This window comes from Cellulosimicrobium sp. SH8 (genome assembly GCF_025818875.1).
In the GTDB taxonomy this organism is placed as follows: Bacteria; Actinomycetota; Actinomycetes; order Actinomycetales; family Cellulomonadaceae; genus Cellulosimicrobium; species Cellulosimicrobium cellulans_D.
In genome coordinates this window covers 33,148-57,173 of record NZ_JAMXMH010000004.1, presented here as the reverse complement: position 1 = coordinate 57,173, position 24,026 = coordinate 33,148, and the positions used below count along the sequence as shown (strand labels likewise).

21 protein-coding genes are annotated in these 24,026 nt (G+C 72.6%); 9 read left to right on the top strand and 12 right to left on the bottom strand.

All coding sequences use genetic code 11. From position 1 onward, the window contains the following. Nucleotides 1-8 precede the first annotated feature (8 nt). On the top strand, nucleotides 9-842 hold the full coding sequence (locus tag NF338_RS06910) for a hypothetical protein (protein ID WP_264030101.1): 834 nt from the start codon (nucleotides 9-11) through the stop codon (nucleotides 840-842). 274 nt (nucleotides 843-1,116) lie between these two features. Beyond that, on the top strand, nucleotides 1,117-1,584 hold the full coding sequence (locus NF338_RS06905; protein ID WP_264030100.1) for a hypothetical protein: 468 nt from the start codon (nucleotides 1,117-1,119) through the stop codon (nucleotides 1,582-1,584). 210 nt (nucleotides 1,585-1,794) lie between these two features. On the opposite strand, the gene NF338_RS06900 is transcribed toward NF338_RS06905, so the two are convergent. The 4 genes from NF338_RS06900 to glgA form a co-directional block, all read right to left on the bottom strand. Beyond that, nucleotides 1,795-2,529 (bottom strand): hypothetical protein, encoded by a 735-nt coding sequence (locus NF338_RS06900; protein WP_264030099.1) that lies wholly within the window; start codon nucleotides 2,527-2,529, stop codon nucleotides 1,795-1,797. A 161-nt stretch (nucleotides 2,530-2,690) separates the two neighbouring features. Further along, nucleotides 2,691-3,269 carry a DUF6318 family protein gene (locus tag NF338_RS06895; protein ID WP_264030098.1) on the bottom strand — a complete coding sequence of 193 codons (579 nt, stop codon included), beginning with the start codon at nucleotides 3,267-3,269 and terminating at the stop codon, nucleotides 2,691-2,693. Nucleotides 3,270-3,621: 352 nt separating this feature from the next. Next, on the bottom strand, nucleotides 3,622-4,104 hold the full coding sequence (locus NF338_RS06890; protein WP_264030097.1) for an SRPBCC family protein: 483 nt from the start codon (nucleotides 4,102-4,104) through the stop codon (nucleotides 3,622-3,624). After that, nucleotides 4,101-5,312 (bottom strand): glycogen synthase, encoded by a 1,212-nt coding sequence (gene glgA / locus NF338_RS06885; protein ID WP_264030096.1) that lies wholly within the window; start codon nucleotides 5,310-5,312, stop codon nucleotides 4,101-4,103. Before glgA ends, NF338_RS06890 begins: the two co-directional genes overlap by 4 nt. A 130-nt stretch (nucleotides 5,313-5,442) precedes the next feature. Between glgA and glgC the strand changes: the two genes are divergently transcribed. Beyond that, nucleotides 5,443-6,684, top strand: a complete 1,242-nt coding sequence (glgC, locus tag NF338_RS06880; RefSeq protein ID WP_264030095.1) for a glucose-1-phosphate adenylyltransferase — start codon at nucleotides 5,443-5,445, stop codon at nucleotides 6,682-6,684. An 83-nt stretch (nucleotides 6,685-6,767) separates the two neighbouring features. Further along, a complete protein-coding gene (serB, locus tag NF338_RS06875; RefSeq protein ID WP_264030290.1) occupies nucleotides 6,768-7,436 on the top strand; it encodes a phosphoserine phosphatase SerB in 669 nt (222 codons plus the stop codon). Between the two features lie 30 nt (nucleotides 7,437-7,466). On the opposite strand, the gene NF338_RS06870 is transcribed toward serB, so the two are convergent. The 3 genes from NF338_RS06870 to fabG all read right to left on the bottom strand — a co-directional run bounded on the left by NF338_RS06870 (nucleotide 7,467) and on the right by fabG (nucleotide 9,640). After that, nucleotides 7,467-8,003: a SixA phosphatase family protein gene (locus tag NF338_RS06870; RefSeq protein ID WP_264030094.1), complete on the bottom strand. Its 537-nt coding sequence runs from the start codon at nucleotides 8,001-8,003 to the stop codon at nucleotides 7,467-7,469. A gap of 14 nt (nucleotides 8,004-8,017) precedes the next feature. Continuing rightward, nucleotides 8,018-8,785 (bottom strand): enoyl-ACP reductase FabI, encoded by a 768-nt coding sequence (fabI, locus tag NF338_RS06865; protein WP_264030093.1) that lies wholly within the window; start codon nucleotides 8,783-8,785, stop codon nucleotides 8,018-8,020. Nucleotides 8,786-8,914: 129 nt separating this feature from the next. Further along, complete coding sequence (gene fabG / locus NF338_RS06860; RefSeq protein WP_047233142.1) at nucleotides 8,915-9,640, bottom strand: 3-oxoacyl-ACP reductase FabG; 726 nt, start codon at nucleotides 9,638-9,640, stop codon at nucleotides 8,915-8,917. A 210-nt stretch (nucleotides 9,641-9,850) separates the two neighbouring features. On the opposite strand from fabG, the gene NF338_RS06855 reads away from it, so the two are divergent. From NF338_RS06855 to NF338_RS06845, 3 genes are read left to right on the top strand one after another with little or no spacing between them, the layout of a single operon-like run. Beyond that, nucleotides 9,851-10,219 (top strand): DUF3099 domain-containing protein, encoded by a 369-nt coding sequence (locus tag NF338_RS06855; RefSeq protein ID WP_264030092.1) that lies wholly within the window; start codon nucleotides 9,851-9,853, stop codon nucleotides 10,217-10,219. Next, nucleotides 10,216-10,464, top strand: coding sequence for a hypothetical protein (locus NF338_RS06850; RefSeq protein WP_087472283.1), 249 nt, complete (start codon nucleotides 10,216-10,218; stop codon nucleotides 10,462-10,464). Before NF338_RS06855 ends, NF338_RS06850 begins: the two co-directional genes overlap by 4 nt. Beyond that, nucleotides 10,461-11,498 (top strand): SURF1 family protein, encoded by a 1,038-nt coding sequence (locus NF338_RS06845; RefSeq protein ID WP_264030091.1) that lies wholly within the window; start codon nucleotides 10,461-10,463, stop codon nucleotides 11,496-11,498. Before NF338_RS06850 ends, NF338_RS06845 begins: the two co-directional genes overlap by 4 nt. Here NF338_RS06845 and NF338_RS06840 read toward each other — a convergent pair. Further along, nucleotides 11,471-13,069, bottom strand: coding sequence for an ABC-F family ATP-binding cassette domain-containing protein (locus NF338_RS06840; RefSeq protein WP_264030090.1), 1,599 nt, complete (start codon nucleotides 13,067-13,069; stop codon nucleotides 11,471-11,473). The genes NF338_RS06845 and NF338_RS06840 overlap by 28 nt on opposite strands. A 257-nt stretch (nucleotides 13,070-13,326) precedes the next feature. On the opposite strand from NF338_RS06840, the gene NF338_RS06835 reads away from it, so the two are divergent. Beyond that, nucleotides 13,327-14,229: a neutral zinc metallopeptidase gene (locus tag NF338_RS06835; RefSeq protein ID WP_264030089.1), complete on the top strand. Its 903-nt coding sequence runs from the start codon at nucleotides 13,327-13,329 to the stop codon at nucleotides 14,227-14,229. A gap of 13 nt (nucleotides 14,230-14,242) precedes the next feature. Here NF338_RS06835 and NF338_RS06830 read toward each other — a convergent pair whose 3' ends face one another. Then, nucleotides 14,243-14,653 (bottom strand): SRPBCC family protein, encoded by a 411-nt coding sequence (locus tag NF338_RS06830; RefSeq protein ID WP_264030088.1) that lies wholly within the window; start codon nucleotides 14,651-14,653, stop codon nucleotides 14,243-14,245. Between the two features lie 53 nt (nucleotides 14,654-14,706). Then, on the bottom strand, nucleotides 14,707-15,840 hold the full coding sequence (locus NF338_RS06825; protein ID WP_264030087.1) for a GNAT family N-acetyltransferase: 1,134 nt from the start codon (nucleotides 15,838-15,840) through the stop codon (nucleotides 14,707-14,709). Between the two features lie 195 nt (nucleotides 15,841-16,035). On the opposite strand from NF338_RS06825, the gene metH reads away from it, so the two are divergent. Continuing rightward, on the top strand, nucleotides 16,036-19,629 hold the full coding sequence (gene metH / locus NF338_RS06820) for a methionine synthase (protein WP_264030086.1): 3,594 nt from the start codon (nucleotides 16,036-16,038) through the stop codon (nucleotides 19,627-19,629). A 78-nt stretch (nucleotides 19,630-19,707) separates the two neighbouring features. Here metH and NF338_RS06815 read toward each other — a convergent pair whose 3' ends face one another. Then, nucleotides 19,708-22,410, bottom strand: a complete 2,703-nt coding sequence (locus NF338_RS06815; protein ID WP_264030084.1) for a PKD domain-containing protein — start codon at nucleotides 22,408-22,410, stop codon at nucleotides 19,708-19,710. Nucleotides 22,411-22,644: 234 nt separating this feature from the next. Next, a complete protein-coding gene (locus NF338_RS06810; protein WP_264030083.1) occupies nucleotides 22,645-23,733 on the bottom strand; it encodes a sugar phosphate isomerase/epimerase family protein in 1,089 nt (362 codons plus the stop codon). Nucleotides 23,734-24,026: the final 293 nt, after the last annotated feature.

Here is a 24,026-nt window from a genome sequence, read left to right as displayed (position 1 = left end):
TGGCCGTCGTGGTCTCACACTCGTCCGAGGGTCCGCACGACGCCTCCGGTCCCGGTCCCGGACCCGGCTCTGCCTCGAGCGCGGGCGCCCTCCCCCGCAGCGCGCTCCTCGCGCTCTGGCTGCGCGCGGTGCGCCTCGGCGACGACGACGGTCTGGCCCGCCTGCTCCGCGCGGTGCAGCGCGACGACGAGCCGCACGTCGTGTCCGGGGCTCTGGGCGACCTCCGCCTGGAGGACCTGGCCGGTGCCTGGGCCGGCGACGCGCGCGAGGTCGTCGCGCTGGCCCCGGTCCCCGGCGACGTCGCCGGCGTCCCGCCGGAGACCGCCGCCCGCGCGACCGACGCCGGAGAGTGCGTCGTGGTCACCACGTCGTCCGGGTCCTGGGCGCTCGTGCCGGAGGTCACCGAGTTCGGCAGCGACCTCGAGCCCGGCCACCTCGTGACGTGGCACGTGACGTCGGTCGGCCCGTGGAGCACGCGCGTCCTCGGCGCGCTCGGCTCGCTCGCGGAGGCCGAGCGCGACCTGCGCACCGCGCTGCTCCTCGCGACCCGCGCCCTCGACGAGCTCGACGTCGCGCGCTGGCGCGACGACGCCGCCGGCGCCCTCGCCGACCTGCGCGCCGGCGGCGCCCCCGCCTGGCAGCTCCCCCCGTCCGTCCCACCGCGCGCCGTCCAGGTCCTCACCCAGGCCGTGCGCCTGCGCGCCATCGTCGACCTGGCCACCGCCGACGACGGCGGGTCCGTCAACCTCTGGCAGGCCGACCAGCGCTCGACGGCCCTCCGCGAGGTCGACCGCGCGTCCCGTCACGCCGTCGGCGCCGCCACCCTCTGGATCGCCTCCTGACGCTCCGCGAGATCGACCCGTGCGTCGTGAGATCGACCCCAGAGGGTCGATCTCGAACGTTGGGGTCGATCTCGCGAGGGTGCGGCGCCCGGGCACGACGACGTCCCGCGTCCTGGTTCCCGGGGCGCCCCGGGCGGACGTGAGATCGGGGTGCGGGAGGTGGGCGGCGATGGCAGCAGAGAGGACGACGGTGCGCGCAGGCCCAGGGTGCGTTGATCGATGTGGTGCTGCGGGGCTGAAAGTCGTTGCGGTCCATCCCGATAGAATTGAGGGCGTGCGCGAGGAGCATCTGTTCGGTATCCACCTCTACCCGGCGACGGTGAGAACGGACGTCGTTTCCGGGACTCGCGAGATCGGCAGTGTCCACGACGGAGAGTTTCTGGTCATGGAGGACAGCGACGGGACGACATCTGTGTGCGATGTTGCGACAGGCGAGTGTTCCCCGCTCAACCGCGACCGGAGGGCCACCGAGGGCTTCCTGGAGGCCTTCGCGGAGTATCTGAGCTCCGGACCGCCTGCCCCGGCACCGGTGACAATGACGGCTGAACAGGCCGCGGAGCGTCTTCGTGCTTTCCGGGAGGGGCGGGTTCGTCCTCGCGTCCTCCCAGCAGGCAATGGGCTCTCTCACCGCGCACGGCTGAGGAAGCTCCGAAAGCGGCTGCACGCGATCGATCGCACCGCGACCGGGCCGGACTCATGGTGGAGCGGCCTCATCGAAGAGGCGGAGAACGACCTGCTCTGAGGGGCGTCACAGTGAGATGGTGCGTCGCCAGGTCGAGGTGGCGGCGCGGCGGTTGCGGGCGTCGGTTCGCGTCGCGTGCCGGGCCACCCCTTGAGCTTGTTGACGTAGCGCTCGACGACGTCCCGGTCGCGGTAGCGGACCTGCTGCTGGCGCCGACGTCGATCGGCCGTCCGGGCCTCTGCAGTGGGTGCGGCCGGGTGGGTGGCCGCGTCAGTCGGGCAGGTTGTCGGTGACGAGGCGGGAGCGGGCTTCGTAGACGCGCAGGGGGTCGGCGGTGCTGGTGGTGGTGGCGGTGCCGGTGACGTCGGTCCAGGTGGTGGTGCCGGTGATGCGGAACTGCCCGGACCAGGTCGTGGTGAGCGTGATCTGGACCTGCTCGGCGGGTTGGTCGTAGGTGTGCGCGACGGTGTCGTGGGGGTAGGCGGCACCGGGGTCGGTCGTGGACAGCGGGGTGGTGCCGTCGCCGTAGTCCCACGCGTACGTGCGTGGGGTGGCGCGGATCTGTACGGGGATGCCGAGCAGGGTCGTGTCGAGGGTCTGCTCGCCGGGCTGGGTGTAGGTGATGGTGGGGACGTTGACCAGGGTCCACCCGTCCGGGGGCTGCACGACGATCGGGGACGGGGAGATGGTCAGGGTGCGGAACGCGGCCTCGGCCTCGCCGGCCAGGTCGGCCGCGCCGACGCAGGACGCGTCGGCGACGAGCTCCCAGGCCGAGACCGCGGTGCGGGTGCCCTCGTCGGTGTTGGTCCAGGTCTGGCGGAACAACGGTTCCATCGCGACCTGGTCCGGGGTGCACCCGGGGTCGAACCCCGCCGCGTTCTGCCCGTCCGGGCACGCCGCGACGAGGCCGGGGAACGTCGTGGCGTGGTCACCGTCGTAGCACCGGTACGCCGGCCCCCGCCGGAACGCCTCCGACGCCGGACCACCGCCCGCCGCCGCGGGCACGTACTCTGTGCCGCCGTCCGGAGCATTCTCCCCGTGGATATAGGCACGGTCATCCTGGAAGTGCGAATCGAGAGCAGTATTTCCTTCTCCGGCGTGCGCCGGAGCGCACAACGAGGTCAGCAGTCCTGCAATCAGGGCGCCCAAAAGAGAAGATCGCCAGTTCATTCGACGCTCGTCACAGCGAGGACGAGCCAGTCACCGGTGGCCACCGACACGTCGATCTGCAGCCGTCCGCTGCCGCCGCGGTCTTCGGATACGACCGATCCGTCAGGGGCAGTGCGGAGATGAGGAGTCTGTTGAAAGTCGAAAAGAACCGGAAAGCCACCGCCGAAGTCGTCGAACTCGACGTCCGGATTTGAAACAGTGATCTCGGCACCCTCGTAGGTATCACCTGAGGCGGCGATCTCCTCGGCATCGGACTTGACCCTCGCGCAGAACTCGCACGTCTCGGTCCAGGTCATCGCGTCCCACTCGGCGGTGTCACCCGTCGCGAGGACGTACCCGTACAACGACAGGAAGTACTCCGCCGCCGCGGCGGCACCCTCCGCGTCGTCGCGGTCCACCGCCGCGGGACGTTCCGGCTTCACCGGTCCGGTCTCGGTCGGCGACGGTTCGGGCGACTCCGATTCCGACTCTGACGGCGACGGCACGACCGGCTCGTCGACCGATGGCGACGGACCGGGGTCGTCGCCACCGGTGCACCCGGCGACCACCCACCCGACCGCGACGACGACGCCCACGGCGAGCGACCGCCGTCGGGCACGGGACAGCACACGAGAACGACGCACGAGACCCCCTGCTGATCGATGCGAACCACCCGGCACGTCACTTCGACGAGGCGTGCGGGCTGCCCAGCAACCTAGCGAAGTCGCCCGGCCGACGGAACCGCACGTCCCGCCCTGTGGACGACGAGGGCGCGTCGGCCCGCTCCCCCGCAGATGGGCGTCGCGGACCCGCGGACCGGTAGGTCCCGGGCGACGTCTCCTCGGTCGCGGGGGTGAGAAGCGAGACGTGGCCCCGTGGGGCGACCCGGAGGGCCACTTCTCACGACTCGCCGACTGCCGGCCCGTGACGCCCCGCGCGAACCCGCCGTCAGGTGCGCGACGTCAGGTGCGCGTCGAGGTGCGCGAGCGAGGACGCCATCCCGGCGGCGTGGTCCTCCGGGGAGATCCCCGGCGGCACGCCCGTGGCCCGCACGGTGACCCGGGCCCCGTCGTCGGCGGGCTCGACGGTCCAGGTCATCGTCATGGTCCCGGCGAACGCCGGGTCGTCGGACGCGAAGTCGACCTGCTGCACGACCTTCCGGTCCGGGACGAGGTCGACGATCGCGACGTCGACGACGTCGGTCCCCTCGCCGGTCTTGCCGGGGTCGACCCGCGGGTCGTCGTAGGCGAGGACCATGCGGTATCCGCCCCCGGGGCGCAGGTCGAAGTGCTCGAAGCGGCCCGTCATGCCGTCGGGGGGCAGCCACGCGGCGAGCGCGTCCTGGTCGACGAGCGCGCGGTAGACGTCGCGGGGCGCGGCGGCGACGAGTCGTGACGCCTCGTCGACCCGGCCGGCTCCCGCGGTGGTCACGACTGCCCCAGCACCGTCCGGTAGACGTCGAGCGTGCGCTCGCCGATCGCGTCCCACGCGAAGTGGTCCTCGACCCGCTGCCGGGCGGCACGGCCCATCGCGGCGGCGCGCTCGGGGTCGCTCACGACCTGGGTCAGCGCGGCGGCGAGGTCCGCGACGAACCGGTCGGGGTCGAGCGGCGTGCCGGTGCCGTCGTCGGCCTGGTCGATGGGGACGAGCAGGCCCGTGACGCCGTCGTCCACGACCTCGGGGATGCCGCCCGTGGCGGTCCCGACGACGGGCAGCCCCACGGCCATGGCCTCGAGGTTGACGATGCCGAGCGGCTCGTACACGGACGGGCACACGAACACGGTGGACGCGGCGAGCACCGCGACGAGCTCGGCGCGCGGGAGCATCTGCTCGATCCAGACGACACCGCTGCGCTCCTTCTGCAGCTCGGCGACGGCGCCGCTCACCTCCGCGGCGATCTCCGGGGTGTCGGGCGCGCCGGCGCACAGCACGAGCTGGACGTCGTCGGGCAGCGAGCGCGCGGCGCGCAGCAGGTAGGGCAGGCCCTTCTGCCGCGTGATCCGGCCGACGAACACGACGGCCGGACGGTCGGGGTCGATGCCGAGGCCGCGGACGACGCCGTCGGCGCCACCACGCTGCGTCTCGGACCCCGGGCGCCGCCAGCCGTCGAGGTCGATGCCGTTGTGCACCACGTGTACCCGGGCCGGGTCGACCTGCGGGTACACGCGCAGGATGTCGTCGCGCATCCCGCCGGACACGGCGATGATCCCCGCCGCGCCCTCGTACGCGGTGCGCTCGGCCCAGGACGACAGCGCGTACCCCCCGCCGAGCTGCTCGGCCTTCCACGGGCGCAGCGGCTCGAGCGAGTGCGCGGACAGCACGTGCGGGACGCCGTGCAGCAGGCCCGCCAGGTGGCCGCCGAGGTTCGCGTACCAGGTGTGGGAGTGCACGAGGTCCGCACCTGCGACGTCGTCGGCCATCTGCAGGTCGACGCCGAACGTGCCGAGCGCGGCGTTCGCCCCGGACAGGACGCCCGGCACCGAGTAGCCCGTCACGCCGTCCTCGCCGCGCGGGCCGTCGAAGCAGCGCACGCGCACGTCGACGTGACGGCGCAGGACGGCGGACAACTCGGCGACGTGCACGCCGGCGCCGCCGTAGACGTGCGGCGGGTACTCACGGGTCAGCAGGTCCACTCTCACGCGCCACACCGTAGCCGAGTCCCCCGTCGCGGTCCCGTGATGACCGCCGACGCGGGGTGCCCCGGACGCGCCGCGCCCAGGATGCGGGTCCCTGCTGCGTGGTGCCACCCCGAGGCGCTACCGTCTGGGCATGGCCGCCGCACCACGAGTCCTCGCCATCGTCCTCGCCGGGGGCGAGGGCAAGCGCCTCATGCCGCTCACCGCCTCCCGGGCCAAGCCCGCGGTGCCGTTCGGGGGCATCTACCGCCTCGTGGACTTCGCGCTGTCCAACCTCGTGAACTCGCACTACCTGCGCATCGTCGTGCTCACGCAGTACAAGTCCCACAGCCTGGACCGGCACATCACCAAGACGTGGCGCATGTCGTCGCTCCTGGGCAACTACGTGGCGCCGGTGCCCGCGCAGCAGCGCGTCGGCAAGCACTGGTACCTCGGTAGCGCGGACGCGATCTACCAGTGCCTCAACATCATCGACGACGAACGGCCGGACATCGTCGTCGTGGTCGGCGCGGACCACGTGTACCGCATGGACTTCTCCCAGATGGTCGACGCGCACGTCGAGTCGGGCGCACAGCTCACCGTCGCGGGCATCCGCCAGCCGATCTCCATGGCCGACCAGTTCGGCGTCATCGAGACCGACCCGAAGGACCCGACGAAGATCGCGGCCTTCCGCGAGAAGCCCCAGGACCCGGTCGGCCTCGCGGACTCGCCCGACGAGGTGCTCGCGTCGATGGGCAACTACGTGATCGACACGGACGCGCTCGTCGAGGCCGTGACGTCGGACGCCGCGAACGCGGACTCGCGCCACGACATGGGCGGCGACATCGTGCCCGCGTTCGTCGAGAAGGGCACGGCGGCGGTCTACGACTTCATCCGCAACGACGTCCCGGGCTCGACCGACCGCGACCGCGACTACTGGCGCGACGTGGGGACGATCGACTCGTACTACGACGCGAACAAGGACCTCATCGCCGTCACGCCGGTCTTCAACCTCTACAACGAGGAGTGGCCGCTGCACACGGGCTACACGGGCCTGCCGCCCGCGAAGTTCGTGCACGCGGGCCGCGGGCGCCTCGGGCACGCCGCGGACTCGCTCGTCTCGCCCGGCGTGATCATCTCGGGCGCGACGGCGGTCGGCTCGGTCCTCTCCCCCGGCACCTACCTGCACTCCTGGTCGTCCGTGTCGGACTCCGTGCTCATGGACGGGGTGCAGGTGCACCGGCACGCGCAGGTCCACCGCGCGATCATCGACAAGAACGTCGTGGTGGGCGAGCAGGCCCGCATCGGGCTCGACCCCGAGCAGGACCGCGCCCGCGGGTTCACCGTCACCGAGTCCGGCATCACGGTCGTGCCCAAGGGGACGGTCGTCGAGTGACGCCCTCCCCCGCCGGCGTCGTGCCCGACGCCGTGCGCACCGTGCTGCCCGCCGACGAGACCACCACCGCGAGGAGCCCCCGCGTGACCCCCGAACCCCCGAGCGGTCCCGTCCGGCTCCTCGTCATGGACGTCGACTCGACGCTCATCGAGCAGGAGGTCATCGAGCTCCTCGCCGACCACGCGGGCACGCGCGCGGAGGTCACCGAGGTGACCGAGCGCGCGATGCGCGGCGAGATCGACTTCGGCGCGTCGCTGCGCGAGCGGGTCGCGACCCTCGCCGGGGTCCCCGTCGAGGCGTTCACCGACGTCCGCGCCCGTGCGACGTTCACGCCGGGCGTGCGCGAGCTCGTCGCCGAGGCGCACCGCCGCGGCTGGGAGGTCGGGCTCGTGTCGGGCGGCTTCGAGGAGGTCGTGGCCGACCTCGCCGCGGAGCTGGGGATCACGCGCTTCCGCGCGAACCGGCTCGAGGTCGCCGACGGCCGGCTCACCGGTCGCACGACCGGCCCGGTCGTGGACCGCGCCGCGAAGGAGGTCGCGCTGCGCGAGTTCGCGGCCGAGCTCGGCCTGCCGATGAGCGCGACGATCGCCGTGGGCGACGGTGCGAACGACCTCGACATGATCGGCGCCGCGGGGATCGGCGTCGCGTTCGCCGCGAAGCCGGTCGTGCGCGCCCAGGCCCCGTACGGCGTCGACGGCCCCCGCATCGACGCCGTCCTCGACGTCGTGGACCGGGTGGACGCCGCGCGCTGAGCCGCGCCCCGCACGCGCGGGACGCCACGGTCAGGACGGGCGACCCACGTAGGTGAGCAGCGCCCCGCGGGGCACCCAGGCGTCCCAGGCCGTCGCCGACTCCAGCACGGAGTACGTCGCGGTCGGCACGCCGACGCGCACCTGGGCGAGCGCCCCGCCGTCGGAGGCGGGGTCGGCCAGGTGCGACGCCGTCGCCGCCATCGTGGGCTCGTGCCCGACGACGAGCAGCGTGCGCACGCGCGAGTCCGTCGTCCGGACGAGGTCCAGCACGTCGGTCACGTCCGCCGCGTAGAGGTCGTCGCTCACCAGGACCTCCGGGTCCACGTCGCCCAGGTGGGCGGCGAGCAGCTCCCAGGTCTGGCGCGTGCGCAGCGCCGACGAGCACAGCACGCGCTCGGGGACGAGCCCCGTCTCGCGCAGCGCGCCGCCGACCCGGACCGCCTGCCGCCGCCCGTTGAGGGCGAGGGGGCGCAGCACGTCGTCGACGCTCCCGCCGCCGGGCTCCGCCTTCGCGTGGCGCAGGAGGACGAGGCGGCGCACGCCGCCGTCGGTGGTCTCCGCGCCCATGCTCTCCTCCTGGGTCACTGCCCCATGGCGTGCACGCCGCCGTCGACGTGCACGATCTCACCGGTCGTCGCCGGGAACCAGTCGGACAGGAGCGCCACGACCGCGCGCGCGGCGGGCTCCGCCGTCGTCTGGTCCCAGCCGAGGGGCGCGCGCCGGGGCCAGCCGTCCTCCATCTGCTCGAAGCCGGGGATGGACTTGGCGGCCGTCGTGCGGATCGGGCCCGCGGAGACGAGGTTGGCACGGATGCCGTCGGGGCCGAGGTCGCGCGCGAGGTAGCGGTTCGCGGACTCGAGGCCGGCCTTTGCGACGCCCATCCAGTCGTACACCGGCCAGGCGAACTGCGCGTCGAACGTGAGGCCCACCACGGCGCCGCCGTCCGTCATGAGCGGCTTCGCGGCGACCGCGAGCGACTTGTACGAGAACGTGGAGACCTGGAGCGCGGTGGCCACGTCCTCCCACGTCGCGGCGAGGAAGTTGCCGCCCATGACGCTCTGCGGGGCGAAGCCGATCGAGTGCACCACGCCGTCGAGGCGGTCGGTGTGCTCGCGGAGGGCGTCGGCGAGCCCGGCGAGGTCGTCGTCGTTCGTCACGTCGAGCTGGACGACGGGCGCCTCGACGGGCAGGCGCTTGGCGAAGGCCTGCGTGAGCTTCATCTGGCGGCCGAACGAGGAGAGCACGACCTCGGCCCCCTCCTCCTGCGCGAGGCGCGCCGCGTGGAACGCGATCGAGGAGTCGGTGAGCACTCCCGTGATGAGGAGCTTCTTGCCGTCGAGCAGACCCATCGGTTTCCTTCCGTCGTGCACCCGCCGTGCGGGCGCGCTGAGGCTGAGCGTACTGAAAGAGAGGGGGCGCGGGCGCGCCGGTGACCGCCGTCGTGACCGGCTCCACGGGTGGGGCCGGTCACGGTCGGGTCAGTGGCCCATGCCGAGGCCGCCGTCGACGGGGATGACGGCCCCGGAGACGTACGCGGCGTCGTCGGACGCGAGGAACTGCACGACCCCCGCGACCTCGTCGGCCTGGGCGAAACGCCCGGCGGGGATCGCGGCCTTGTAGGCGGCCTGGCGCTCCTCCGGCAGCTCGGCCGTCATCGCGGTGTCGATGAAGCCGGGCGCCACGACGTTCGCCGTGATGTTGCGCGACCCGAGCTCGCGCGTGATCGAGCGAGCCATGCCGACGAGCGCCGCCTTGGACGACGCGTAGTTGACCTGACCGGCGCCGCCGTAGAGGCCGATCACGGACGACACGAGCACGATACGACCGCGGCGCAGGCGGATCATGCCCTTGCTCACGCGTCGCACGCAGCGGAACGTGCCGGTGAGGTTGACGTCGATCACGGACTCGAAGTCCTCGTCGGTCATGCGCAGCAGGAGCTGGTCGTGCGTGACGCCCGCGTTCGCGACGAGCACCTCGACCGGCCCGAGCTCCTTCTCGATCTCGGTGAACGCCGCGTCGACGGCGGCGGTGTCGGTGATGTCCGCCACGGCGCCGAACACGCCCTCGGGCAGGTCGCCGCCGCGGTAGACGGTCGCGACGCGGTCGCCGTTCGCCACGAACCGCTCGGCGATGGCGCGGCCGATCCCCCGGTTCGCGCCGGTGACGACGACGGTGCGCGGGGCGGGTGCGGTGGCTTCGGACACGGTGCGGCTCCTCGGGACGGTCGGGTGGGTCGGCGGCCGGGGACGGGTCCCGCACGGCCGGTGCCGGGTGGGCCTGGCGCGGGCTCGTGACAGGCCCGCGCGAACGCGCCGCACCGACCGTACCGTGCCCTGGCGCCGCCGTGCGCGGTGCGGCACGGTCACAGCGCTCCCCCACACTTTGTGGGGTCCCGACAAACGTAGACTGGCCGTGTGAGCACACGACGCACGGCCCGGAGGTCGGCCGAGGCGGTCCCGAGCATCACGTCAGCCCCGGAGCCCCTGGCCGCGGACCAGGCGCGGCGTGAGCGCAAGTACCTCATCCAGATGGGCATCCGTCTGGTGTGCATCTTCGGCGCCATCCTCGCCCAGGGCAGCTGGCTGACCTGGGTCCTCGCCGTCGGCGCGATCGTCCTGCCGTACAGCGCGGTGCTCATCGCCAACGCCGGGCGTGACCAGGCCCAGTACGACACCTCGCCGATGGAGCACCGCGCGCTGCCCGCGGCCGGGGTGCCGGGATCCCACGGGATCGCCGGCGGAGAGTCGCGCGACGCGCAGGACCACGAGGAGGACCACCGGTGACCGACGTCCTGGGCCTCGCCGACCCCGTCGGCGAGGAGGAGCTGGTGTGCAGCGCCAAGGGCTGCCGCGAGGAGGCCGTCTGGGGCCTGCTGTGGAACAACCCCAAGATCCACACGCCCGAGCGGCGCAAGGTCTGGCTCGCGTGCGACGCGCACCGCGAGCACCTGGAGACGTTCCTCGGCGCCCGCTCGTTCTGGCGCTCGACCGTGCCCGTCGACGAGCTCGAGCGCAGGGCGGCCCCGTGACGCAGGCCGCACCACCCGGCCCGGCACAGGTCTCCCCCGGGGGCCCGACGCCGGAGCGCGCCACCGCGGACGCCCACCAGCCCCGCACGCCGCGGCAGTGGGTGACCCTCGCGGTCGGGGTCGTCGTCCTCGTCGCGCTGTGCCTCGTGGCGGGGCGCTGGCAGTGGAACCGCTACGTCGCGCGCGAGGCGGAGATCGAGCGCATCGAGACGAACTACGCGTCCGAGCCCGTGCCGGTCGACGCCGTCCTCGACGGACCGGGCGCCACGCTGGATGAGGCCGACCTCTGGCGCCCCGTGACGCTCGTCGGCCGCTACGAGACCGACGCGACCGTCCTCCTGCGCAACCGCCCCGTCGGTGGCAGCCCCGGGTTCCACGTGCTGGTCCCGTTCGTGACGAATCCCACGGCCGCCGCGCCCGACGGGCTCGTCGTGGTCGTGGACCGCGGGTTCGTCCCGCTCGGCACGGACGCCGTCACGCCGGGGGACGTCCCGGCGCCCCCGGAGGGCGAGGTCGAGGCGACCGTCACGCTGCGGGGCGACGAGCCGCCGTCGGGCCGGGACGCTCCCGACGGGCAGGTCCAGGCGATCGCGACCGACCAGGTGCTCGCCGCCGGACCCGACGGCACCGCGTGGGCCGAGGGCCGGACCGTCGGCGCGTACGGCCAGCTCCGCATTGAGGTGCCGCCCGCGGCCGAGGCGCTGGAGGCGCTGCCCAAGCCCGACACGGACCCCGGGTCGCACCTGTCGTACGCGTTCCAGTGGGGCGTGTTCGCGATCGGGGCGCTCGCCGGCTTCTGGCTCCTGGTCCGCCGCGACCGGCGCGACGCGCGCGGCGAGGAGACGACGCTCACCGCCGGCGACCTGCTCGCCGCCCAGGACCCGGATGCCGCCCGGGCGCGTCGCGAGCCGCGGTCCCGCCGCCCGAGCGCCGAGGACGAGGAGGACGCCCTCATCGACGCCCAGCTCGGCGCAGGGCGTGAGGCCGCGCCGGACCGACGGCCCGCTCAGGCGAGCGAGACGAGCTCCGCGTAGTCGTCGCTCCACAGGTCCTCGTCGCCGTCCGGCAGCAGCAGGACGCGCTCGGGCTCGAGCGCCTCGACCGCGCCGTCGTCGTGCGTGACCATGACGACGGCGCCCTCGTACGTCTTCAGCGCCCCGAGGATCTCGGCGCGCGACGCGGGGTCGAGGTTGTTCGTCGGCTCGTCGAGGAGCAGCACGTTCGCGGCCGACACGACGAGCGTCGCGAGCGCGAGGCGCGTCTTCTCCCCGCCGGAGAGCACGTTCGTCGGCTTCTCCGCGTCGTCGCCGGAGAACAGGAACGACCCGAGCACGGAGCGCACCTGGGTGTCGGTGAGGTCCGGCGCGGCATGACGCAGGTTCTCGACGACCGTCGCGTCCATGTCGAGCGTGTCGTGCTCCTGGGCGTAGTAGCCGATCTTCAGGCCGTGCCCGGGGTGGACCTCGCCCGTGTCCGGCTTCTCGACTCCGCCGAGGATGCGCAGGAGCGTCGTCTTGCCGGCGCCGTTGAGGCCCAGCACGACGACGCGGCTCCCCCGGTCGATCGCGAGGTCGACGCCCGCGAACACCTCCTGCGACCCGTACGCCTTGGACAGCCCGCTCGCAGTGAGCGGCGTGCGCCCGCAGGGCGCGGGCTTGGGGAACCGCAGCTTGGCGACCTTGTCGGACTGCCGCTCGCCCTCGATGCCCGCGAGCATCTTCTCCGCGCGGCGCATCATCTGCTGCGCGGCGACGGCCTTGGTCGCCTTGGCGCGCATCTTCTCGCCCTGGGCGAGCAGCGCGCCCGCCTTCTTCTCGGCGTTCTGCCGCTCGCGACGACGGCGACGCTCGTCCGACTCTCGCTGCGCGAGGTACGCGTCCCAGCCCAGGTTGTACTGGTCGAGCTCCCCGCGGTTCGCGTCGAGGTGGAACACCTTGTTCACGGTCGCACGCAGCAGCTCGACGTCGTGGGAGATCACGACGAACCCGCCGCCGTACGACTTGAGGTAGTCGCGCAGCCAGATGATCGAGTCCGCGTCGAGGTGGTTCGTCGGCTCGTCGAGGAGCAGCGTCTCGACCCCGGAGAACAGGATGCGCGCGAGCTCGATGCGGCGGCGCTGACCGCCGGACAGCGTGCTCAGCGGCTGGCCGAGCACACGGTCGTCGAGGCCGAGGTTGCTCGTGATGCGGTGCGCCTCGCTCTCGGCCGCGTACCCGCCCGCGGCGAGGAAGCGTGCCTCGAGCTTCGGGTACCGCTCCATCGCGGCCTCGTGCGTCTCGACGTCCGCGCTCGCCATCGCGCCCTCGGTCTCGCGCATCTGGCGCACGATCTTGTCGAGGCTGCGGGCCGAGAGCACGCGGTCCATCGCGATGACGTCGAGGTCGCCCGTGCGCGGGTCCTGCGGCAGGTAGCCGATGTCGTTGCCGCGCGTGATCTTCCCCGCCGTCGGCTGGGTCTCCCCCGCGAGCGTCTTGGTCAGGGTCGTCTTGCCGGCGCCGTTGCGCCCGACGAGACCGATCCGGTCGCCCGAGGCGATCTGGAAGGTCGCCTCGTGCAGCAGGACGCGGGCGCCGACGCGCAGCTCGACGCCGTGAGCGGTGATCACGGGAGGGTCCTCTCGGGTGGTGCGGGTGCCCGACGACGGCCCTCGGCCGACCGGTCGGCCGGCGGCTCGTCGTGGGGCCGGGGCGCGTGCGCCCCGGCGTCCGGGCCTCGTCGATTCTACGGGGGCCCGGCGTCGCGTCCCACCCCATTCCGCCGACGGCGCGCGTGAGGTCGGTCGCGCGCGTCGGGAGCGTGCTCGGCCGCCGGGCGCCCCCGTACCAGGACGCCTCGTGCGTGGCCCGGCGGTAGCGTTGACCTGTGACTTTCCAGGAGGGTGGCTCGTTCGAGGGCGGACGGGTCCGCAAGGGCGGCGGTCGGCGCGGCACGATGATCGCGGGCGGCGGGATCGGGGCCGTGCTCGTCGCGCTGCTCATCGCGTTCGTGGGCAACCAGACCGGTGTCGACCTCAGCGCGCTCACGGGCGGCGACGGGTCGGACTCGGGCGCTTACGGCGACGGCCAGCAGGAGTACATCGACACGTGCACGGCCGAGGAGGCGAACACGACGCGCGAGTGCCGCCTCAACGGCACCGTCCAGTCGCTCGACGCGTACTGGACCGACGCGCTCCCCGAGCAGGCGGGCGTCACGTACGACCTGCCCCAGGTCGTGAGCTTCACCGGGCAGGTCTCGACGGGCTGCGGCGCGGCGACCAGCGCCGTCGGGCCGTTCTACTGCCCGCCCGACCAGACCGTCTACATCGACCTCGGCTTCTACGACGACCTCACGACCCGGTTCGGCGCGAACGACGGCGGCCTCGCGGAGATGTACGTCGTCGCGCACGAGTTCGGGCACCACATCGAGCAGCTCGTCGGAGCCATGGACGCGGCCGACCGCCAGGGCACGGGCCCCGAGTCCGACTCCGTCCGCATCGAGCTCATGGCCGACTGCCTCGCCGGCATGTGGGCCGGCCACGCCGCGAGCACCGTCGACCCCGACACCGGCGTGACGTTCCTCGCCCCCATCACCGAGCAGGAGCTGAACGACGCGCTGTCCGCCGCGTCCGCCGTCGGCGACGACCGCATCCAGGAGGCCGCCACCGGCCAGGTGAACCCCGAGGGCTGGACCCACGGCTCGAGCGAGCAGCGCCAGCGCTGGTTCACCATCGGCTACAACGGCGGCACCCTCCAGGACTGCAACGCCCTCTCGGCGTCGACCCTCTGACCCGGGACGCCCGTCAGCCGACGAGCGTCCCGAGCCGTGCGAAGCAGTCGCGCCACCCTTCGGCGTAGGGGTCCCGGTTCTCCTCCGCCGTCTCGTGGACGACGCGCACGAGCGTCTCCGCGCCGGACGGCGCGAACGTCACGGTGACGGGGTCGGGTCCGCCGTCGTCGGCGCCGTGGTCGAGCCACGTCCAGGTGAGCACGAGGCGGTCCGGGCGGTCGGCGACGACGACGTCGCCGCGAGCGCCGAACCCGCCGGTCGCCGTCTCGAAGCGGTACCTCCCGCCTGGGCGGGCGTCGAGGTCGTAGACCGTGTCCGGGAACATGGGCCACCACCAGGTCGCGAGCCGGTCGGGCCGCGTCCAGGCCTCCCACGCCCCGTCGGGGCCGAGCGGCACGAGCGTCTCCACGATCACCTCGGGCATGGTCGCCACCTCTCCCGGCGTCGCACGCCGGTCCCGGACCCCCGGCAGGGGCTCTAGAGCTCGATCGAGTACATGCGCGAGCCTGTCACCTTCTCGTAGCCCAGGCTCGCGTAGAGGCCGTGCGCGCCGGACGGGTTCTCGGTGTCGACGTCGAGCGCGGCGTACTGCATGCCGTCCGCGGCGAACGCGCGCATCCCGGCCGCGAGCGCCGCGACGGCGACCCGACGCCCCCGGTACGCGCCGCGCACGCCGAGGATCTCGGTGTAGCCGAAGGTGTAGCCCCGCACGGGGAAGTCCTCGTCGTAGCGGCCCGCCATCTCGTAGCCGACGACGAGCGGCTCGCCGGCGCGCAGGGCCGCGGCGGTCTCGGCGTCCGTCGTCGGGTCGGCGAGGAGCGCGTCGATGTCGGGCGCGTCGTCGACCACGAGGAACGACCACTGCGGCGCGAACTCGCTGCGCCCGTGCGTCCATGCCTCGGAGGTGCGGGGCTCGCTCCCCCAGTGGTCGCGGAACGCGTCGTTGTGCGCGAGCCGGGTCGCCTCGTCGAGCTCGTCCGACCACGGCACGAGGCGCAGCGACCCGTCGAGCGGCACGTCGGGGAGGGGCGCGGACAGGTCGCGGCGCAGGTCGGAGTAGAAGCGCCGGGTCTCGAGCCCGAAGCGCGCGTAGAGCCGCGCCTTCGCGGGCGGGTCGGTGTCCTCCCCGTAGGTGAGCAGGCGCCCGGGCAGCTCCTTGCCGCTCGCCGCGAGGAGCTGACGCCCCCGCGCGATCTCCCAGGCGAACAGCTCGCGCCCGACGCCGCGGCCGCGGTGCGTGGGGTGGACGCCGCCCCAGAGGAACGCGCGCACGGTGTTCGCGTCGCCCGGGTTGGTGTCGACCAGCGCGTACGCGCGCAGCGTGCCGTCGGCGTCGACCCCGACGAGCGAGTCGGTCGCGAGGTCGCGCCACGGCGCGGTGAACAGCTCCTCGATCTCGCCGATCGTCTCGCGGTACGGCTCCTGGTCCGCCTCGGCGATGCCGTTGCGCAGCGCCAGCAGCGCGGGCGCGTCGGCCGGCACGGCATGCCGCCAGGTCAGGTCGCCCGCCGTGACGGCCGGGAGGGTCGACGGCGCGGCGGCGCGCTCGGCGATCGGGGCGAGCGTCGCGGGGGCCGGGTTCTCGACCTGGTCGGTCGCGGGAGAGGACATGCCGACCACGGTAGGTGCGCCCGCGCCGTCGGGCACGCGCATTTTTCTGCCCGCCCCGGACGCCGAGAGATGCGTCCGTGCTCGAGCGATGCGTTCGTGGACGCATCGCTCGCCCCGAGACGCGTCGCTCGGCGGCGAGCGGGTCCCGCTGAGACGGCATCCCGCGACCGGGCGCGGGCGATCTACGCTGCGAGCATGCCGATCGTCGTACCCCAGGACCTCGCCGACGCCCGTTCCCGGGCCCTCGCCGACGCGCTGCGCACGCGCGTCGTCGTCGCGGACGGCGCGATGGGCACGATGATCCAGGAGCAGGACCCGACGCTCGAGGACTACCAGGGGCTCGAGGGCTGCAACGAGATCCTCAACGTCTCGCGGCCCGACATCATCGCGGCGGTGCACGACGCGTACCTCGAGGTCGGGGTCGACGCGATCGAGACGAACACGTTCGGGGCGAACTGGTCCAACCTGTCGGACTACGACATCGACGACCGCATCCGCGAGCTCGCCGCCGCGGGGGCGCGGATCGCGCGCGAGCGAGCCGACGCGTTCGCGACGCCCGAGCAGCCCCGCTGGGTGCTCGGCTCGATGGGGCCGGGCACCAAGCTGCCGAGCCTCGGCCACACCACGTACGCGCACCTGCGCGACACGTTCGCCGAGCAGGCCGCGGGACTCCTGGAGGGCGGGGTCGACGCGATCCTGGTCGAGACGAGCCAGGACCTGCTCCAGGCGAAGGCCGCCGTGACGGGCTCGCGGAACGCGATGCGCGACGTCGGGCGCGAGGTCCCCGTCATCGTCCAGGTCACGGTCGAGACCACCGGGACCATGCTCATGGGCTCGGAGATCGGGGCCGCGCTCACGACGCTCCAGGCGCTCGACGTCGACGCGATCGGCCTCAACTGCGCGACCGGCCCGGCCGAGATGAGCGAGCACCTGCGGCACCTGTCGCGGCACGCGGAGATCCCTGTGACGTGCATGCCTAACGCGGGACTGCCGGTGCTGGGCCCGAACGGCGCGTCGTACCCACTGACGCCGGACGAGCTCGCGGCCGCGCACACGCAGTTCGTCACCGAGTTCGGCCTGGGCCTCGTGGGCGGCTGCTGCGGCACGACGCCCGAGCACCTGCGCCGCGTCGTCGAGGCGGTGCGTGCCCGGCCGGTCGTCGAGCGCCACCCGGAGCGGGAGAACGGCGTCGCGAGCCTGTACTCGCACACGGACCTGCACCAGGACGCGTCGTTCCTCGCGATCGGCGAGCGCACCAACGCCAACGGGTCCAAAGCGTTCCGCGAGGCGATGCTCGCGGAGAACTGGGACGAGTGCGTCGAGATCGCGCGCGCCCAGACCCGCGACGGCGCGCACCTGCTCGACGTGTGCATCGACTACGTGGGGCGCGACGGCGTTGCGGACGTGAAGCAGGTCGTCTCCCGCCTCGCGAGCGCGTCGACGCTGCCGCTCGTCATCGACTCGACCGAGCCCGAGGTCATCGCGGCGGGCCTCGAGCTCGTGGGCGGGCGCGCGGTCGTGAACTCGGTGAACTTCGAGGACGGCGACGGGCCGACGTCGCGGTTCGCGCGGATCATGCCGCACGTCGTCGAGCACGGGGCGGCCGTCGTCGCGCTGACGATCGACGAGGAGGGCCAGGCGCGCACCGCGGAGACGAAGGTCGCGATCGCGACCCGGCTCGTCGAGACGCTCACGCGCGACTGGGGCCTGCGCGTGGACGACATCATCGTCGACGCCCTGACGTTCCCCATCGCCACGGGCCAGGAGGAGACGCGTCGCGACGCGATCGAGACGATCGAGGCGATCCGCGAGATCACCCGCCGCTACCCCGGCATCCACACGACGCTCGGGGTGTCGAACGTGTCGTTCGGCCTCAACCCCGCGGCGCGGACGGTGCTCAACTCGGTGTTCCTCCACGAGGCCGTCGAGGCCGGGCTGGACTCCGCGATCGTGCACGCCGCGAAGATCCTGCCCCTCGCGCAGATCCCCGACGAGCAGCGCGAGGCCGCGCTCGACCTCGTGTGGGACCGGCGGGTGTACGACGACGAGGGAAACCTCACGCGCGACCCGCTCGCCCGGCTGCTCGACCTGTTCGAGGGCGTCGACTCGGCGGCGCTCAAGGACCAGCGGGCGGCGGAGCTGGCGGCGCTTCCCGTCGGCGAGCGGCTCGAGCGGCGGATCGTGGACGGCGCGCGCAAGGGTCTCGAAGAGGACCTCGACGCCGCGATGGCGTCCGGCATCGCGGCCCTCGACATCGTCAACCAGCACCTGCTCGAGGGCATGAAGGTCGTGGGCGACCTGTTCGGGCGCGGCGAGATGCAGCTCCCGTTCGTGCTGCAGTCCGCCGAGGTCATGAAGACCGCGGTCGCCTACCTCGAGCCGCACATGGAGAAGATCGAGGGCTCGACCGGGTCCAAGGGCACGATCGTGCTCGCGACCGTGCGCGGCGACGTGCACGACATCGGCAAGAACCTCGTCGACATCATCCTCACGAACAACGGCTACACGGTCGTGAACATCGGCATCAAGCAGCCGATCTCCGCGATGATCGAGGCCGCCGAGGAGCACGGCGCCGACGTCATCGGCATGTCCGGCCTGCTCGTGAAGTCCACCGTCGTGATGAAGGAGAACCTCGCGGAGCTCACGTCGCGCGGGCTCGCCGGCCGCTGGCCCGTGCTGCTCGGCGGCGCGGCGCTCACGCGCACGTACGTCGAGGACGACCTCGCCGGCCAGTTCCCCGGCGTGGTCCGGTACGCACGCGACGCGTTCGAGGGCCTGCGCCTCATGGAGCCGCTCGTGCGTGTCGCTCGCGGCGAGTCGCCCGACGCCGTCGGGCTGCCCGCGCTCAAGAAGCGTCGGCACGCTGTGGTCACCGTGACCGAGACGCCCGTCGAGGACCTGCCCGCGCGGTCCGACGTCGCGGCCGACAACCCGGTGCCCGCTCCCCCGTTCTGGGGCACGCGCCTCGTCAAGGGCGTCCAGCTCGCCGAGTACGCGGCGTTCCTCGACGAGCGCGCGACGTTCATGGGCCAGTGGGGCCTGAAGCCGGGCCGGGGTGACGACGGGGCGTCGTACGAGGAGCTCGTCGAGACCGAGGGCCGCCCGCGGCTCAACGCGTGGTACGACCGGATCCGCACCGAGGGCGTCGTGGACCCGTCGGTCGTCTACGGCTACTTCCCGGTGTGGTCGGAGGGCGACGACGTGGTCGTCGCGCACCACGGTGCCGGGCTGGCCGGGATCGGCGCGCCGGACGGCGGGTCGGGCGGGCCTCTGGGCGAGGAACGCCTGCGCTTCACCTTCCCGCGCCAGCGCCGCGACCGGCACCTGTGCCTCGCCGACTTCGTCAAGCCCCGGTCGTGGGTCGAGGAGACCGGCCGGTACGACGTGCTGCCCGTCCAGCTCGTCACCATGGGCGCCTCCGTCGACCAGCACACCGCGAAGCTGTTCGCCGGGAACCACTACCGCGAGTACATGGAGCTCCACGGCCTGTCCGTGCAGCTCACCGAGGCGCTGGCCGAGATGTGGCACTCGCGCGTGCGCGCCGAGCTCGGGTTCGCCGACGAGGACCCGACCGAGGTCGAGGGCATGTTCAAGCTCGAGTACCGCGGCGCCCGCTTCTCGCTCGGCTACCCCGCCTGCCCCGACATGGAGGACCGCACCAAGGTCGTCGAGCTCCTGCGCCCCGAGCGCGTGGGTGTCGAGCTCTCGGCGGAGCTCCAGCTCCACCCGGAGCAGTCGACCGACGCGTTCGTGTTCCACCACCCCGAGGCGAAGTACTTCAGCGTCTGACCGCGCTGCGAGGTCTCGGGCGCGTGCCGACCGGCCCGCCGGCGATGTGCCAGCGGGCCGGTCGTGGGTGCTACCGCGTCACTTCGACGTGGCCGCGACGTTGATCCCCACCGTCGTCCAGTCGCGGGTGCCGGCGCTGTCGGTCGCGATCAGACGGGCGGTGTACCTGCCCGGCTGGGTGTAGACGTGGGTCGCCTCGGCGCCCTCCGCCGTCGTCCCGTCCCCGAAGTCCCAGACGTAGGACCCGATGGTGCGACCCTCCGGAGCGACCGCGGAGCCGCTGAGCGTGACCGCGATGCCGGCGGGGCCGCCTCCGCGGCTCGCCTGCGCCTCGACGACCGGGGCCGTCGCGTCGGCGACGCCGCGCCCGTGGAAGACCAGCCAGTCGAGCGCCACGACGCCCGCCTCGGCGTCGGCCCTGCCCCTGCTGGAGGCGACCACGTACAGGGACGTCTCCCCGCCCTCGGCGTCGATCTCGATGGTGGGCGACACCACCTGGCCCGGTGCGGTCGCCGGGGCGATCTTGACCTGCCCCAGCTTGGGCCCGGTCGGGCTGCCTGTGCGCACCTCGAGCGTGGTCTCGGCGGCGCCACGCACGGCTCCGACGGTCAGGCCCGAGATGCCCGTCAGGTCCACACGATCGAAGGCGATCCAGTCGCCGTCGTCGAAACCATCGACCCACCGTCCACCCCGGGCGGCGTCGTCGTCGACGATCTGGACCCCGGATCCCCTGCTGAAGAACTCGGCCTCCTTGTCGCGGACCTGCAGGCGGATGATCTCCTGCGCAGCGAGCTCCGGAACACCCGGTGCACCGAGGTCCTGGTATCCGGCGCCCAGCACCGCGTACACGTTCTGACCCACTCCGTGGTCGGCAGGGTCGAGGAAGACCTCGCCGGAGCATCCCTCGTAGTTGTCGAGAGGATGCGCGTGGTCGTCGTGCCCCAGCTGGGTCGCGACCGTGACGAGGCTGCAGTCGATCGTCCCGTCGGCCGTCGAGCCGTCCTCGGCGTCCACGACGTCGACCGCGTACGGCACCGTGTCGCCGAGCTCCGCGAAGCCGCCGGCGAGCGGCCGCGCGAAGGAGACCTCGGGACGCGTGTTCCCGACCGTGATCTTCTGGACGGAGACGCCGCTGAGACCGTCGGCGTCGGTGACCGTCAGGCGCGCGGTGTGCTGCCCGTTCTCCTCATAGGTGTGGACGGGGTCACGTTCCGTCGAGTCGACGGTCCCGTCGTTCTCGAAGTCCCACTCGTAGGTGATGTCGAGCCCGTCCGGACTCTCGCTCGCGCTGCCGTCGAACGCGACGGTCAGCGGCGCGGTGCCGGAGTCGACGTCGGACGTGAACTGGGACACCGGGCGTCGGCCGTCGGCGGCGTAGTCGATGCGGTAGATGCCGGCGTCCGTGTTCGTGCTGCCCCGCCCCGCTCCGCTGCCCCGCCCGAAGTCGATGACGTACAGCGAGCCGTCCGGCCCGAACTCCGCCTCGAACGGTGCGACGAACCTCTCGCCGGGCAAGAACGGGTCGATCGAGAGCAGCTCGCCCGTCGTCTCGTCCAGCGAGAGCACCTTGTAGTAGTGCCGCGCGTACTCCGAGACGAACCACCGCCCGTCGTACGACTCCGGGAACTTCGTCTTGACGTCGAGCTCGGCGTCATAGCGGTAGACCGGGCCGGCCATCGGCGCGGCGCCTCCCGAGCCGAGCTCGGGAAACTGCTCCGAGACCCCGTAGCCGTACCAGACCAGGGGTTCCTGGGCCGGCGGCAGCTCCCGCAGGCCGGAGTTGTTGGGCGAGTCGTTCACCGGGTGGGCGCAGTCGAACGTCTCGCCGGACACCCCGGTGGCGTAGTCGTAGTCGACGTACGGCTGGTTGTCCCCGTGGCAGTACGGCCAACCGTGGTTCCCGGGTCCGGTCATCCGGACGAGCTCGACCAGCCCCTCCGGCCCTCGCAGCGGGTTCGCCACCCGGGCGTCAGGCCCGTAGTCGCCCACCAGGACGGCGTCGGTCGCCGGGTCGACGGTGATGCGGAACGGGTTGCGGAAGCCCATGCCGTAGATCTCCGGTCTCGTTCCCTCCGTCCCGGGCGCGAAGAGGTTCCCCTCGGGGATGGTGTACGTCCCGTCGTCCTCCGGCGTGATCCGGAGGACCTTGCCGCGCAGGTCGTTCGTGTTCGCCGAGGTCGCCTGGGCGTCGTACGCGCGGCGACCCGGTCGTTCGTCGATCGGGGTGTACCCCTGCTGGTTGAAAGGGTCGGTGTTGTCACCGGTGGCGACGTAGAGGTTCCCGTCGGGACCCATGGCGAGCGAGCCGGCCATGTGCGAGTTGGCGCGACCTTCACCGCGCCAGATCGTGAAGTCGAGGAGGCGTTTCTCGGAGTCCCGGTCGATCCTGTTGTCGGGCCCCATGGTGAACCTCGACAGGTTCATCTTCGCCACGTCCGGGTCGCTCCAGAGGAGGTAGAGCCAGCCGTTCTCGGCGAAGTCGCCGTCGAGCGTCAGGCCGAGCAGACCGTCGGACTGCGTGAGCAGGTCGAGGCCGTAGTCGAGGTCGAGCGCGGTGAACTGGCGGAGCGTGTCCTGCTCCAGCACCTTCACCTGTCCCGTCCGCTGGATGTAGACCACGCGGCCGTCCTCGGCGACGTCGAGCTCGAACGGATCGGCGAGGCCCTCGGTGACCAGTGGCACCTTGTCGAAGACGTCCTCCGCGACCTCGGCGGAGGGGTGCGCGTCCTCGTGCGCGTGAGCGACGGGGACAAGAGCGACCGCGCCGATCGCGACGGTCACCCCGACCGTCGCGCTCAACGCTCTGCTGCGTCTCGCAGACATCATCAACACTCCCTTGTGCTGTCAGGTGCCCTGGCGCGACCTGCGGCGATCGCGCAGGGCACACGTTCGTCACGGGTCGGTCCCGGACGGACCGCCCCATCGTTCGTCGTGGGTTCTGGCGATGGATCCTCGGCGCCGTGCGGCGCCGGGATGCGCGCTGCCGGCCCACGGAACGGGCCGGCAGCGGTCGGGTCAGTACCGGAGGTCGCTCAGGTATGCATGGCTCGTGCACGCCGACGTCACGCCGTCAGGGCGTGGCTGGTCGTTCTCGGTAAACGAGTACTCGACGCCGGCCAGGGACGCGTTCGCGAAGATCTCGGCGAAGTCGATGCTGCCCGACCCGACGTCGGCGAAGGAGCCGTCAGGAGCGATGTCCTTGAGGTGGAGCAGCCCGAACCGGCCGGGGTAGGTCTCGAAGAGGCCGACCGTGTCGACCCCGACGCTGGCCGCCCAGTAGACGTCGAGCTCCATGGTCACGAGCTCGGGGTCGGTCTCGCGGACCAGGACGTCGTACCCGGTCACCCCGTTCTCCTCGGTCTGGAACTCGAAACCGTGGTTGTGGTAGGCGACCGTGATGCCGGCCTCCTTGAGCTGCGCGCCGGCCTCGTTCAGCACGGCCGCGGTCCGGGAGTAGTCGGCGAGGGTCCACCGACCCGAGCCGGAGATGCGCACGTACTCGGCGCCGATGGCCCGCGCTTCGGCGATCACGCCGTCGATGTCGTTCTCGAGGTTCGCCTGACTGATACCGAGCGACGGCACCGCGATGCCCGCGGACTCGGTGAGCGGCGCGAGCTGGGCGGCCGTGTAGCCGTAGAAGCCGCCGACGGCGCCAGACGGTTCCATGTTCTGGAAGCCGCACTCGGCTAGGGCCGCCAGGGTCCCCTCGGCGTCCGACGGCATCGTCGCACGGACGGTGTAGCCGACGAGACCGATCCGGCTCAGGTCGACGGAGCGTGTCCCGGTCACGGGATGGGGTTTCCCGACCTCGGACGCAGCCGCTGCCGAGACGATCGCGGCACGCTCGGCGTCGGAGATGACGCCGTCGCGTACCTGCCCGGTGGCGATGCGTCCGATCCTGCTGACGAACTGGCCGTGGTTGGCGAACGGCGCCTCCGCCATGAAGACGTCCATCAGCGTGCACCCGTCGCCACGATCGACGTTCGCGACCCCGGACGCCGCAGCGCCGTCTCCGAAGAACACGCTCGAGTCCGGCGAGTAGCCGTACGTGCACGCGTCCGACTCCGTCGCCGCATACGCGCCCGACGAGATGAGCGGGAGCATGAGCGCTCCGGTCGCGGCGGCGACGAGCCGAGCTCGCCGGCTCCAGCGTCTACCGGCGCGAGGGGATGTTGCGAGTGCCATCAGTCTGCCTCTCCGTTGAGGAATGCCTGCTCAGGACGTGCGTCCCGTGGCTGCGCAGTGCGCGTGACCCCGACGCTAGGTCGCCCCCGAGACGGCAACAACGAGTTGCCACTTGTTGCCCCTGAGCCCCGGAACCGCGGTGTTGCCGCGACCCGCGCGGCAACTGACGGCAACTCGGCAACCGACGGCAACTCCTTGCCCGCGCACCGAGC